15 protein-coding genes and 1 tRNA gene are annotated in these 12,736 nt (G+C 70.0%); 8 read left to right on the top strand and 8 right to left on the bottom strand.

Going from position 1 to position 12,736, the window contains the following annotated elements:
• Positions 1-21 precede the first annotated feature (21 nt).
• Positions 22-495, bottom strand: a complete 474-nt coding sequence (locus tag AXK60_RS26025) for a TIGR03618 family F420-dependent PPOX class oxidoreductase (RefSeq protein ID WP_244881160.1) — start codon at positions 493-495, stop codon at positions 22-24.
• Positions 469-542: transfer RNA gene (locus tag AXK60_RS23580), tRNA-Leu, on the bottom strand. Before AXK60_RS23580 ends, AXK60_RS26025 begins: the two co-directional genes overlap by 27 nt.
• A gap of 85 nt (positions 543-627) precedes the next feature.
• Here AXK60_RS23580 and AXK60_RS23585 point away from each other — a divergent pair.
• The 3 genes from AXK60_RS23585 (at position 628) to AXK60_RS23595 (ending at position 2,428) form a co-directional block, all read left to right on the top strand.
• Complete coding sequence (locus AXK60_RS23585; protein ID WP_068574959.1) at positions 628-834, top strand: RNA polymerase subunit sigma-70; 207 nt, start codon at positions 628-630, stop codon at positions 832-834.
• 18 nt (positions 835-852) lie between these two features.
• A complete protein-coding gene (locus tag AXK60_RS23590; protein WP_068574960.1) occupies positions 853-1,392 on the top strand; it encodes a Clp protease N-terminal domain-containing protein in 540 nt (179 codons plus the stop codon).
• Between the two features lie 124 nt (positions 1,393-1,516).
• A complete protein-coding gene (locus AXK60_RS23595) occupies positions 1,517-2,428 on the top strand; it encodes a Bax inhibitor-1/YccA family protein (protein WP_068575325.1) in 912 nt (303 codons plus the stop codon).
• Between the two features lie 62 nt (positions 2,429-2,490).
• Here the strand turns inward: AXK60_RS23595 and AXK60_RS23600 are convergent, their stop codons facing one another.
• Positions 2,491-3,408 carry an SGNH/GDSL hydrolase family protein gene (locus AXK60_RS23600; RefSeq protein WP_068574961.1) on the bottom strand — a complete coding sequence of 306 codons (918 nt, stop codon included), beginning with the start codon at positions 3,406-3,408 and terminating at the stop codon, positions 2,491-2,493.
• A gap of 71 nt (positions 3,409-3,479) precedes the next feature.
• Between AXK60_RS23600 and AXK60_RS23605 the strand changes: the two genes are divergently transcribed.
• A complete protein-coding gene (locus tag AXK60_RS23605) occupies positions 3,480-4,862 on the top strand; it encodes a cystathionine beta-synthase (protein WP_068574962.1) in 1,383 nt (460 codons plus the stop codon).
• A 14-nt stretch (positions 4,863-4,876) separates the two neighbouring features.
• Positions 4,877-6,049, top strand: coding sequence for a cystathionine gamma-synthase (locus AXK60_RS23610; protein ID WP_068574963.1), 1,173 nt, complete (start codon positions 4,877-4,879; stop codon positions 6,047-6,049).
• On the opposite strand, the gene AXK60_RS23615 is transcribed toward AXK60_RS23610, so the two are convergent.
• Together AXK60_RS23615 and AXK60_RS23620 are read right to left on the bottom strand one after the other, a co-directional pair.
• Positions 6,042-6,503: a hypothetical protein gene (locus tag AXK60_RS23615; RefSeq protein ID WP_139058110.1), complete on the bottom strand. Its 462-nt coding sequence runs from the start codon at positions 6,501-6,503 to the stop codon at positions 6,042-6,044. The two genes, AXK60_RS23610 and AXK60_RS23615, sit on opposite strands and share 8 nt — an antisense overlap.
• Before the next feature lie 16 nt (positions 6,504-6,519).
• Entirely contained in the window at positions 6,520-8,172 is a 1,653-nt protein-coding gene (locus AXK60_RS23620; RefSeq protein ID WP_068574965.1) for an alpha/beta hydrolase family protein, read from the bottom strand.
• Between the two features lie 154 nt (positions 8,173-8,326).
• On the opposite strand from AXK60_RS23620, the gene AXK60_RS23630 reads away from it, so the two are divergent.
• Positions 8,327-9,391 carry a polysaccharide deacetylase family protein gene (locus AXK60_RS23630; RefSeq protein WP_139058111.1) on the top strand — a complete coding sequence of 355 codons (1,065 nt, stop codon included), beginning with the start codon at positions 8,327-8,329 and terminating at the stop codon, positions 9,389-9,391.
• An 86-nt stretch (positions 9,392-9,477) separates the two neighbouring features.
• Here AXK60_RS23630 and greA read toward each other — a convergent pair whose 3' ends face one another.
• The 3 genes from greA to AXK60_RS23645 all read right to left on the bottom strand — a co-directional run bounded on the left by greA (position 9,478) and on the right by AXK60_RS23645 (position 11,324).
• Positions 9,478-9,972 (bottom strand): transcription elongation factor GreA, encoded by a 495-nt coding sequence (gene greA / locus AXK60_RS23635; RefSeq protein ID WP_068574968.1) that lies wholly within the window; start codon positions 9,970-9,972, stop codon positions 9,478-9,480.
• 168 nt (positions 9,973-10,140) lie between these two features.
• On the bottom strand, positions 10,141-10,899 hold the full coding sequence (locus tag AXK60_RS23640) for a queuosine precursor transporter (RefSeq protein WP_068574969.1): 759 nt from the start codon (positions 10,897-10,899) through the stop codon (positions 10,141-10,143).
• Entirely contained in the window at positions 10,896-11,324 is a 429-nt protein-coding gene (locus AXK60_RS23645) for a DUF4307 domain-containing protein (protein ID WP_068747026.1), read from the bottom strand. The genes AXK60_RS23640 and AXK60_RS23645 overlap by 4 nt, the downstream gene beginning before the upstream one ends.
• Before the next feature lie 160 nt (positions 11,325-11,484).
• On the opposite strand from AXK60_RS23645, the gene mca reads away from it, so the two are divergent.
• A complete protein-coding gene (mca, locus tag AXK60_RS23650; RefSeq protein ID WP_068575326.1) occupies positions 11,485-12,351 on the top strand; it encodes a mycothiol conjugate amidase Mca in 867 nt (288 codons plus the stop codon).
• Positions 12,351-12,677 (top strand): hypothetical protein, encoded by a 327-nt coding sequence (locus AXK60_RS23655; protein ID WP_068982572.1) that lies wholly within the window; start codon positions 12,351-12,353, stop codon positions 12,675-12,677. The genes mca and AXK60_RS23655 overlap by 1 nt, the downstream gene beginning before the upstream one ends.
• The last annotated feature ends 59 nt before the right edge of the window (positions 12,678-12,736 follow it).

The raw sequence follows: 12,736 nt of genomic DNA on the forward strand, positions 1-12,736 counted from the left end.
GCGAGGCTCCGTCCCTCGAGGTCACGTAGCGATCCATCCCGTGGTCGGGACCGCTGACAGCCAGCGATGCACGGGAATCTCGATCAGTACCCTGACGCCGTCGACGGATCCATCTTCTGCATCCCACCCGCCGTACTTCCTTCGGAGGAGAGAGGTGGCCTCGGTGCAGTTGCTGAGATCGTCATGAATGCGGGCTCGCCCCTCGGCGACGAGCGGTGTCGCCCCTGAGCCGTCCACTGCGATGGATACTCGCGGATCGCGTCTGATGTTCCCGACCTTGATGTTCGAGCTGGCGCTCGCGATCCAGAACGTGGGGTCGGCGGTGAGTACGAACCAGACCGGAGTCGTATGTGGCGAGCCGTCGGCTCTGATCGTGGTGAGCCACGCGATTCGATCTCGGGTGCTTTCCATCAGCCCAGTTTCGCCCACCCCGTAGTGTTCAAGGCAGTCGTTGGGGTGGAAGTGCGGTGCCCCCAGTCGGACTCGAACCGACACTGCGCAGATTTTAAGTCTGCTGCCTCTGCCAATTGGGCTATGGGGGCGCGGGGAAAAGCGTAGCGCGCGGCGCACCGTCAAACCTGTCAACATGCGTTGACAGCCGGACTGTGTCAACGTAGATTGACGAACGTGAGCTCACCACCCACCCTCGTCGGATCGGCGGCATCACGGGACCCCGCGGAGGGGCTCCGGGCCGTCGTCGCACTGCGGAAGCTGGCCGACCAGCTCGAGGCGGTCCAGGTGTCCAACGCCCGGAACCTCGGATGGTCCTGGCAGGACATCGCGGAACACCTCGCGGTCAGTCGCCAAGCTGTGCACAAGAAGTACGGCAAGTAGCCGGGAAGCGGGAACATCATGTTCGAACGGTTCACCAGGAGCGCCCGCGTCGCGGTCGTGCTCGCACAGGAGGAGGCGCGCGACGCGGGCGCCGACCGGATCACCCCCACGCACCTGCTGCTCGGTGTGCTCGGCACCGTCGACGGGGAACTGCAGAGCGAGCTCGGCGAGGTCGGGCTCACCGTCGACGCCGTGCGCGCGGCGGACGTGGGGCGAGTGCTGACCGATCAGGATGCCGACGCGCTCAAGGGGATCGGCATCGACGTGGCGGCCGTCGCGGACGCGGTGTCGGAGCGCTTCGGTTTCGACGTTCTGCGTCCCATTCGCAAGCGGTTCCGCGCGGGAAACATCCCCTTCGGGCCCGGCGCCAAGAGGTCGCTGCAGCTCGCGCTCCGCGAGGCTGTGAACAGGAAGGATCGCAGCATCGACGGCGCCCATGTCGTGCTCGGTGTGCTGCGCAGCGACGATGCGGAGTCGCTGGCCGCGGTGGAGTCCGTCGTGCCCCGTGACGAGCTGCGCCGGCGCCTGTACGACCTGCTGGATCGTCCCGCGGCGTGAGGATCCTGCGGGAGAGCCGGGAGATGGTTAAGCTGTTCGTAAAGAACGGTCGACAGCGGGAACGCAAGCGTCGGCCCGTTCGTTGAACGACATGTAGGTGCACGACCAGGGAAAGGACCCCACGGTGCGCGAGAGCAGCAACCCGATCTTCCGCGGGCTGACGAAGGACACCCGCCAGGCGGGTGCGCCCGCGGGCTACCCGCAGCAGCAGGGCTATCCCCAACAGGGGTACCCGCAGCAGGGCTACCAGCAGGGCATGAACATGGGCATGGGCGCCGCGGGCGCCGCCCAGGGCATGCAGTACCAGCAGTCGCCGCAGGCCCCGTACCAGCAGGGTGCGGGAACGCGGTCCATGACCATCGACGACGTGGTCACCAAGACCGCGTCCACGCTGGGCGTGCTCATCGTCTTCGCGATCGCCGCGTTCGCGCTGATCTCCCAGAGCCTGAGCCTGGCCATGCCGCTCATGATCGTGGGCGCCCTCGGTGGCCTCGTGCTGGTGCTCGTCGCCAGCTTCGGTCGTAAGCAGGACAACCCGGCCATCGTGCTGGCCTACGCCGCGTTCGAGGGCCTGTTCGTGGGCTCGATCTCGAAGGTGATCACCTTCAACGTCAGTGGGAACATCAGCGCGGGTGCGTTGATCGGCCAGGCCGTGCTCGGCACCGTCGGCGTGTTCATCGGCATGCTGGTGGTCTACAAGACCGGCGCCATCCGCGTCACGCCCCGCTTCACCCGCATGCTGGTCGGCGCCATGATCGGCGTGCTGGTCCTGTCGCTCGGCAACATGGTTCTCTACCTGTTCACCGGAGACAACCCGCTGCGCGGCGGCGGCACCATGGCGATCATCTTCTCGCTGGTGTGCATCGCGATCGCGGCGTTCAGCTTCCTGCTGGACTTCGACCAGGCGGACCAGCTGATCCGCGCCGGCGCACCGTCGAAGGCGGCGTGGGGCGTGGCCCTCGGCCTGACCGTCACCCTGGTCTGGCTGTACGTCGAGATCCTGCGCCTGCTGAGCTACTTCTACGGCCGCGACTAGTAGTATCCCAGTCCGAACGCCCCGCAGCCCCGGCTGTGGGGCGTTCGGCGTCTGCGGGGCCGTCAGGCGCGGTGCAGGACCCGGGTCAAACGTGCCGTCAGACCGTTCGCGTCGGCAGCCTCGGAGACCTCCGGCGGCGACGGCAACGGACCGTGCCACTCGCCGATCGCCGCGAGGACCTCGGGGAGGAGCAGGCGCGCCGCCAGCTCGTAGCCGGCAGCCGACGGGTGGAAGTTGTCCGGCGAGAACATCCGCTCGGGTGCCTCGAGGAACTCGGGGGTCAGGGTGTCGGCGAAGGGCACGGGACGGCCGCCCGCGTCGAGCACGTACGCGCGCTGCCGCGCCGCCAGCTGCAGGCCGTACCTCCGGATCACCGACCGCAGGGGCTGCGGGATCGCCTGCACCACGCCGATGTCCGGGCAGGTGCCCACCACCACCTCGGCGCCCGCGCCGCGCAGCTGCGCCACCGCCGCGCCCAGGCGTCGTGCCGAGGCCTCGAAGCCGTTGAGCGCCGTCACGTCGTTCGCGCCCACGATGATCACCGCCACGTCCGGGATCTGCTTGGCGATGAACGCGGCCTCGATCTGTGCCGCGAGGCCCTTCGACGTCGCTCCGACGATCGCCTTGACCGCGAGCCGCACGGTGCGACCCGTCTCGGCCACCACGCCGCGCGCGAGGAGCACGCCGGGCGTGTGTTCGGCATCGTCGACCCCGAGACCGGCGGCCGTGGAATCCCCGAAGACCATGAGGCTCACGTCCGCGACGTGGTGCGGCCCGGGCCGCTCGACGACGGCGGTGCCGGGGGAGTAGATCCCGTCCTTCGACGGTGCTTTGTCGGTGCGGTGCGGGATGACGGTGCGCGCGGTGCGCGCCTGCTTGGTGAGCAGGGCGTAGGCGCCCCAGGTGGCTCCGGCGCCGCCGACCGCGGCGGCCGAGGTGTACAGCGCGTCGCGCGTCATGCGGCTTCGGGAGTACCCCATGAGTGCCAATCTACTGCCCGACCCGGGCACCGGCCGTGAGGCGGGCCGGGCCGTTCTGGGACGATGGAGGCATGCGTATCGCAGGACACGTCAGCGAGTTGATCGGCGACACCCCACTGGTGCGACTCAACTCCGTGGTGAAGCCCGGATCCGGCCTGGTCGCGGCCAAGATCGAGTACCTCAACCCCGGCGGGTCCAGCAAGGACCGGATCGCGGTGAAGATGATCGACGCCGCGGAGGAGTCGGGGGAGCTGAAGCCCGGCGGCACGATCGTCGAGCCGACCTCCGGCAACACCGGCGTCGGCCTCGCGATCGTCGCGCAGCAGCGCGGCTACAAGTGCGTCTTCGTCTGCCCGGACAAGGTCAGCGAGGATAAGCGCAACGTCCTCAAGGCCTACGGCGCCGAGGTCGTGGTGTGCCCCACCGCCGTGGCGCCCGAGCACCCGGACTCGTACTACAACGTCTCCGACCGGCTCACCCGCGAGATCCCCGGCGCCTGGAAGCCGAACCAGTACTCCAACCCCAACGGCCCCGCCTCGCACTACGAGACCACCGGCCCCGAGATCTGGCGCGACACCGAGGGGAGGATCACCCACTTCGTGGCGGGCGTCGGCACCGGCGGCACCATCACCGGCACCGGCCGCTACCTCAAGGAGGTGTCCGGCGGGAAGGTCAAGGTCGTCGGCGCCGACCCCGAGGGCTCGGTCTACTCCGGCGGCACGGGCCGCCCGTACCTCGTCGAGGGCGTGGGCGAGGACTTCTGGCCCACCGCCTACGACCCCGACATCCCCGACGAGATCATCGCCGTCTCCGACGCCGACTCCTTCGAGATGACCCGTCGCCTCGCCCGCGAGGAGGGGCTGCTCGTCGGCGGCTCGTGCGGCATGGCCGTCGTCGCCGCGCTGCGCGTCGCGGAGCGGGATCCCGAGGCCGTCGTCGTCGTCCTTCTGCCCGACGGTGGCCGCGGCTACCTCTCGAAGATCTTCAACGACAAGTGGATGTCGAGCTACGGCTTCCTGCGCGCGCCGCTGGATCCCAACGAGCAGGAGGCCCTCGTCGGCGACATCCTGCGCGGCAAGAAGGGCGAGCTCCCCGACCTGGTGCACACCCATCCGTCGGAGACCATCCGCGACGCCATCGAGATCCTCGCCGAGTACAACGTCTCGCAGATGCCCGTCGTGGGCGCCGAGCCGCCGATCATGGCGGGCGAGGTCGCGGGCGCGGTCACCGAGCGAGAGCTCCTCTCCGCGGTCTTCGAGGGCCGCGCCGAACTGGCCGATCCGGTGAGCAAGCACATGGGCCCGGCCTTCCCGCTCATCGGTGCGGGAGAGCCGATCTCGGCGGCCAACGCCGCGCTCCGCGAGTCCGACGCGCTGATGGTGATCGACGACGGCAAGCCCGTCGGCGTCATCACCCGGCACGACGTGCTGAACTACCTCTCCCACGGCAAGTAGAAAGGGCCTCGATCATGAGTGAGCAGAAGAGCGCGATCGACAAGCACGCGGCGCAGGGCTTCTCGACCCGGGCGATCCACGCCGGCTACGAGCCCGATCCGCTGACCGGCGCGGTCAACGTACCGATCTACGCCAGCTCCACCTTCGCCCAGGACGGTGTGGGCGGAATGCGCGGCGGCTACGAGTACGCCCGCACCGGGAACCCGACCCGCCGCGCGTACGAGGCGAACCTCGCCGCGATCGAGGAGGGAACCTTCGGCCGCGGCTTCGCATCCGGCATGGCCGCCACCGATTGCATGCTGCGCGCCGCGTTGCGCCCCGGCGATCACCTCGTCATCCCCGACGACGCCTACGGCGGCACCTTCCGTCTCATCGACAAGGTCTTCTCGCAGTGGGGGATCGAGCACACCCCCGCGCCGATCAACGATGTCGACGCGGTGCGCGCGGCGATCCGCCCGAACACCAAGCTGGTGTGGATCGAGACGCCCACCAATCCGCTGCTCAACATCGGCGACATCGAGGCCCTCGCCGGCGTCGCGCACGACGCCGGCGCGAAGCTGGTGGTGGACAACACCTTCGCGAGCCCCTACCTGCAGACGCCGCTCACGCTCGGCGCCGATGTGGTGCTGCACTCGGTGACGAAGTACCTGGGCGGCCACAGCGACACCGTCGGCGGCGCACTGATCACCAACGACGAGCAGCTCGACACCGATTTCGCGTTCCTGCAGAACGGTGCGGGCGCGGTGCCCGGCCCGTTCGACGTGTACCTGGCGCTGCGCGGCATCAAGACTCTCGGCGTGCGCATGGACCGGCACTGCGACAACGCGGAGCGGGTCGTCGAGTTCCTCTCCGGGCGCCCGGAGGTGTCGACGGTGCTCTACCCGGGCCTGGACAGCCACCCGAACCACGCCGTCGCCGCCAAGCAGATGAAGCGCTTCGGCGGCATGATCTCGGTGCGGCTGGCCGGCGGCCGCGAGGCGGCGCAGCGGTTCTGCGCGCGGACCGAGATCTTCACGCTCGCCGAGTCGCTGGGCGGCATCGAGTCGCTCATCGAGCACCCGGCGGCCATGACCCACGCCTCCACCGCGGGTTCGCAGCTCGAGGTGCCCGAGGACCTCGTGCGGCTGTCGGTCGGTATCGAGGACATCGGCGATCTGATCGCGGACCTGGAGAACGCGTTCAGCTGACCCCGCAGTACTGCCAGAGTCCGCCCTCGTAGCGGAAGCGCACGGTCGTCGTCGTCTCCCGATCGGCACCCGCCGTGACGGGGTGTGTCACGGCGACCGTCGCGTCGTCGCCCGCGATGGTGACCGCACCGACGAGCCATCGGCCCGGCGGATACCACCGGTCGCGGGCGTCGAACGACCCCAGGATCCGCCGGCACATGGAGTCGCTCATGTCCTTGCCGGGCGCGCTGTCCCTGCTGAACAGGCTCGCCCGGAATCGCACCGACCCCTCGTCGTGGCGGTCGTGCACGAGAGGGTCGGACAGCGCGTGGGCGAGGAGCAGGAGCATCCCGAACGCGGCGGCCAGTGCGGCGACGGCGACGACGAGCACGAAGGCGATCGCCGAGGTGGCGGCGACGGCGACGAACGCGGCCGGATTCCGCTGTCGCAACGGCGCCTGGTAGGTGTTCACCACCACTCGATCGTCCGGCTCAGACCTTGCCGCCCGTTTGGGCGCCGCTTGCGCGTCCGAGGTGTTCCCGGCCGGTGGCGGCCGGCGCAGGGCTTTCGGCGACGCCGAGATCGCGCAAGCACTGTGCGATCGCGACCTGGACCCGCACCGCGGTCGGATCGGCGAAGACCGCGTACGAGCCGGGGCGGGCGAGGGCGGTGATCGCCGTGACGACGCCGGCCAGCGCGAGCCCGCCGACCGCTGCGACTCCACCGGCGACTCCGCCGGGCCCGAACCCGGCGAGTCCGGTCCGCACCGCGCCGGTCCCGGTCGTTCCCGGTGCCCTGCGCACGCCCACGCCCAGCGGGCCGGCAGCGACCAGGATGCCGGCTGTCGCGATGAGGGCGAGCCGGGTCCGCGTGCGGAACAGGGGTTTCGGGCCGAGCCGGTCGTCGACCCTGCGGACCCCGGCGCGGACCTGCTCGCCGACGGCGTCCGGGAAGCCCAGCCGGCGCAGGATCGTGGGGATCGCGTCGATCGCCGCGTCCGTGATGTCGATGCCGTACGGCGCGACCAGGTCCGAGTAGGCGAGCTGCACGACCTGGGTCACCGCGTCGCGCAGGGTCCAGCGAGCGGGGAGCTCCGGCATGTTCCCCGCGACCAGTTCAGCCAGTTCCGGCGGTAACTCGCCGACGCGGTGCTCGATCTCCTCGACGTAGCTGCGCCGCAGCATGCTCACGACCCCGTCGAGCTTCTCCCGGGCGGCACTGCCGGCGACGCTCTCGCTCATCACGCCGAGGTAGGCGAGCGTGAGCAGGGTCCCGGCATCGGCGTCGCTGAGCCGCGGACGCGGTCGCGCCCCCTCGGCGTCGACGGTGCGCTGCAGCGCGTCGTCGATGATGGTCGCGAACGCGGGGTGCGAGGTGTACATGCTCGCGAGATGGCCTGCGCTGCCGCCGATCCAGAAGTCGTTCGCCTCGGGGAAGACGTCCGACAGCCCTCGGCCCGCGGTGACAGGATCGAGCGGATCGATGAAGTTCGACCAGTCGCCCACCCGGGAATGGGGGAAGCGCCGGAGGATCCGGTCGGGGGCCCGGTGCAGCGTCTCGTTGCCGCCGGGACTGCCGATGGTGACGAAGCGCCGGACATGAAGGTCGGGCGGGAGGTGGTCGAGGAGGTCGATGGCGATGATGCTGCCCAGGCTGTGGCCGACGAGGACGATCTCGCCGTCGTCGGTGGGGAGCACATCGAGGATGTGCTGCAGGACGGTCGCGCGAACGCCCTCATCGGTCAGGTAGTTCTGCACCTGCTTGAGCGCGCCCAGCACGGCGTGGTCGAGGCCGATCGTCTGCACACGATCGACCAGCCCCTTCGGTACGTCGTTGAACGCCAGGCCGCGCACGCCCTCGAAGCGGCGGATGCGCTCGGCGAGTCGTGCCTGCCGGGCGGCGAACGCCTGGCGGGCATCGGCGTCGTCCTGCTCGGTGTAGGTGATGGCGGGATGGTCGACGGCGGGACGCAGGCCGTGGAGGTGGTCGGAGTACCGGGGCGCGAGCACGTCGGCGGCGGTGACCGGGGCGGCGCCGATGTGCTGCAGGCCGAAGTTGAGGCCGGTGAGCCAGTTGCCGCCGGCATCGCCGCTCCCGACGCCGTGCAGGTACACCAGCTTCACCGACGTCTCCTCGATCCCCATGGCGGCACGATCGCGATTCTATTCGGCGCCGGACCGGGGCCCGCTCGGGCGTAACGACTCGGTCACCATCTGAACCTTCGACTTCCCCTTCAGGGTTCATGGGACTAATGTGGCCCTTGTTGTAGAACATGACACAAGTGGCTGGAGTGAGTTCTTGAGGCCCAATCAGAGCCGAAAGGTCCGCAATTACGCGGTCGCGGGGAGTGCCCTCGCGATCGCGGCGGCCGTCGCGGTCGGATGCGGTGTGACCGGCACCGGTACCAACCGCGCAGGGTCGAGCCTGACCTTCGATCCGTTGCCCTCGGCACCGTCGGGCGCCTCGGCCGCACCCGGTTCGGGCGTCAACCCCGGCGCGCTGCCCCCCGGGCAGACCGCCCCGGTTCCGTCCCCGCCCGCGCCGGCCACGATGACCGTCGTCGTTCCGCCGCCCAGCGCGGCGGCCAAGCCGCAGCCCACCGTGCCCGGGACGCCGGCACCCGCGGCGCCGCCCAAGCCCGCGGCCGGCAGCGGTGGGGGGAGCGGCGCACCGTCGGGCCAGGGCGGCGGTGCCCCGAGTGGTCCGACCTCGCCCACTCCGGCGGCGCAGGCGCAAGCGCGCTCGGTGACCAAGCCCGTCCTGCTACCGGACGGCAGCGTGGACTGCGCGAAGAGCAAGTGCGTGGCGCTGACCTTCTCCGGCGGCCCCGGCCCCGTGACGCGGCAGTTCCTGCAGACCCTCGACGCGCACGGCGGCAAGGGCACGTTCTTCGTCACCGGCGCGCAGGTCAACCTGAACCCCGACATCATGACCGCGATCGCGGGCACGGGGAACGAGGTGGCCAACGGCACCTGGACGCAGCCCGACATGACCACCCTGTCGGACGCCGACGAGACGGCTCAGCTGCAGCAGACCAACGACGCGATCCGCACGTCCGTGGGCAGTACGCCCACGCTGTTCCGGCCGATGGGCGGGCACACCTCGCCGTCGGTCGTGGACGCCGGCAAGCGCCTGGGGCTCACGCAGGTCCTGTGGGACCTGGACTCGATGGACTACAACTACCAGGCCGATCCCGACGGCCTCACGCAGGTACTGATGGGGATGAAGCCCGGGCAGATCGTGATGCTGCACGACACCTTCGTCTCGTCCGCGACCGCGCTCGACCGCGCGATGACGGCGCTCTCCGACCAGGGGTACGCCTTCGTCACCGTCAGCCAGCTGCTCCGCACCCGCGCAGGGTAGCCGCTCGCGGATTCCCTCGCCCCGCATGCCGAAAGCGGGCCCGCCCCCGAGGGGACGGGCCCGCTTTTGCGAGGCCGGAGCGGGACCTACGAGTGGTAGGGCTCCGCGCTGACCAGCGTGACCTTGACGGTGGCGCCGCTGGGGATGGTGTACTCGCGGGTGTCGCCGACCTTCGCGTTGATGAGCGCCGCGCCGAGCGGGGAGTTCGGGGAGTAGATCTCCAGCTCGTTCTCCTGCGCGCCCTCCTCGCGGGTGGCGATGAGGAAGGTCTCGACGTCCTTCTCGTCACCGTCGTAGTACACCTTCACGACCGAGCCGGGAAGCGCCACGCCGGACTGGGTGGGCGCCTCGCCGACCTTCGCGTTGTTGAGGAGCTCCTGCAGCTGGCGGATGCGCGCCTCCTGCTGGCCCTGCTCGTCGCGCGCGGCGTGGTAGCCGCCGTTCTCCTTGAGATCGCCCTCTTCGCGGCGCTCATTGATCTCGGCGGCGATGACGGGGCGGTTGGCGATCAACGCGTCCAACTCGTTCTTGAGGCGCTCGTGGGACTCGGGGGTCAACCACGTCACCTGAGTGTCCGTCATTTCTCTGTCCTTCGTCGTAGTCGGCGGGGCCCGGCGCGGGGCGATCGTTCCGCAGCCGAGCCGGCCCTGGAACGGTGCCCGGGGCCCGCAAATGCAGCAATACACGGCTCCATGCGGAACCGTGTATCCGCCCACCCTAGCACGAAAGCGGCAAGCGGGTTGGGCGGATCAGGTCGCCAGCAATGCCTGCTGGTAGGTGGGCTCGCGTCGCTTGAGGAACCCGCAGAGGGCGTAGCTGAACGGCATGATCACGATCTCGACCAGCGTTTTCCACACGAAACCGAGGATCATGTAGTTGAGGAACTGGCCGGGGCTGGTGAACCCGAGGGCCGGGGCGGCGATCGAGCAGAACACCAGGGTGTCGAAGAACTCGCCGACCACCGTCGATCCGAGCAGACGGGACCAGAGGTGCTTCTCGCCCGTCCAGGCCTTCATGCGTACCAGCACCCAGGAGTTCATGAACTCACCCACGAGGTAGCCGGCCAGGCCCGCGACGAGGAACCGCGGGACGACGCCGGCCACGGTCCGGAAGGCCTCGTCGTTGGGCCAGCCGGGGGCGGCGGGGAGGGTGGTGGTGATCCAGAAGCACAGGGCGGCCAGCGCGAGGATCGCGAAACCGGTGAGGATCACCCGGCGCATCGCGCGGAAGCCGTACACCTCCGAGATCACGTCGCCGAGGACGTAGGCGAGGGGGAAGAGGTAGAAGGCGCCGTCGGTGGCGATGCCGTCGATCTTCAGGCCGAGGAACTCGAGGTGCAACGACGGGGCGAACAGCACGGCCTTGGTGCCGGTGATGTTGCTGATGATCATCACGCCGACGAAGAGGCCGACGAGGGCGGGGAAGTAGTGGCTGGAGACGGAGGCGAACGCCGGCCGCGCGCGATTGCGGGCCGGCTGCCCAGACTTGGATGTGTTGTCAGTGCTCACGGACGGTCAAGATACGCGGGCACGTCCGTTCCGCAACCGAAGACATCGCCGACGGCGGGCGGCTCGGTGGTGCGCACCTCACTGCTCACCACGACGACGGTGTCCGGCGACGGGGCGACGTAGAACTCGCGGCGACCGATCTCGTCGCCCGCCTTGTTCTTGACGTAGACGACGCAGCTGACCGCCTTCGACGGGTCCGTCCGCGTGACGGTGACCTGGACCTCCGCGGCCGAATCCGAGAGCACGCTGTACCCCGCGGTCTCGCCCGTCACGGGTTGGCGGGAGAACTTCTGATACCCCAACCACGCGATGAGCACACCGAGGATCACGACCACGACCAGCCCGATGGCGCCGATCCGGCGAGCGCGGGCGGGATCGCGCTCGTCGGGGTAACGATCGGAAGGGCGGACGCGGGCGGTCGACATGGCATCCATCGAATCACACCCGATGGCGGCGGCCCACCGGCCCGCGCGGTGCCCGCGCCCGTCCGCTCGCGCGGGGCGTGCCCGCCCGCTCGCGCAGCGCGTGCCCGGTCGGGTGCACCCGGCGCGCGCGCGGCAGCGCGGATCGTGGACACTGGACGGCATGACCGGATACCGCCTCCTCGCCGTTCACGCGCACCCGGACGACGAGTCGAGCAAGGGCGCCGCAACCATGGCGCGGTACGCGGCCGAGGGGAACGACGTGCTGGTCGCGACGTTCACGGGCGGCGAACGGGGAGACATCCTCAACCCGGCGATGGACGTCGCCGGGATCCAGGACCGGCTCCCGGAGGTCCGGCGCGAGGAAATGGCCAAGGCCGCGGCGATCCTGGGCGTCGAGCACCGCTGGCTCGGCTACGTCGACTCGGGACTGCCCGAGGGCGACCCGCTGCCCCCGCTGCCGGAGGGCTGCTTCGCGCTCGAGCCGGTCGAGGTGCCGACGGAGACGCTGGTGCGATTGATCCGCGAGTTCCGCCCGCACGTGATGATCACGTACGACGAGAACGGCGGCTACCCGCACCCGGACCACATCATGACCCACACGGTCTCCATGGCGGCGTACGAGGCGGCCGCGGATCCCGAGCAGTTCCCGGACGCCGGCGAGCCCTGGCAGATCTCGAAGGTCTACTACAGCCACGGATTCCTGCGCGGCAAGTTCCAGGCCTTCGCCGACGAGTTCGAGAAGAACGGCCTCGAGAACCCCTACACCGAGTGGCTCGCCCGGTGGAAGGACGAGAAGAACGACATGATGGCCCGCGTGACCACGCAGGTCGAGTGCGGCGAGTACTTCCCGGTCCGTGACGACGCGCTCCGCGCCCACGCCACCCAGATCGACCCCAACGGGCCCTTCTTCGTGGTGCCGATGGAGTGGCAGCAGCGCCTGTGGCCCACCGAGGAGTACGAGCTGGCCAAGACCGTGGTGAGCAGCAGGATGCCCGAGAAGGACCTGTTCAGCGGAATCGACCTGTGATGACACCGCTCCTGCAGCTGGCCTCCGACGTGGCGGTCCTCGTCGCCGACCCGCAGAAGCCCAAGGGCCCCGAGTTCGGCAAGTCCGGCCCCCTCGGGCTCGCGGTGATCGTCGCGCTGCTGGCGGTGACCTTCCTGCTCATCCGCTCCATGAACAAGCACGTCAAGAACCTGCCGGAGTCCTTCGACGACGAGGCGCCGGGCGAGGGCGACGAGGCCGGCGGCACGGACCACGCCGGGATCGAGGCCGACGGGGCCGCGCTCGGCAAGGGCGACGGCGCACCGTCGGACCGCGCCGACGGTGCCGGGGGCGACGGGCCCCGGTAGGGCCTCACAGCCACCTCCCAGGCTCAGGCCCGGGGCCGCCCAGTTCCGCCCGCGAGGGT

This window comes from Tsukamurella pseudospumae (assembly GCF_001575195.1).
GTDB classification, from domain to species: Bacteria; Actinomycetota; Actinomycetes; order Mycobacteriales; family Mycobacteriaceae; genus Tsukamurella; species Tsukamurella pseudospumae.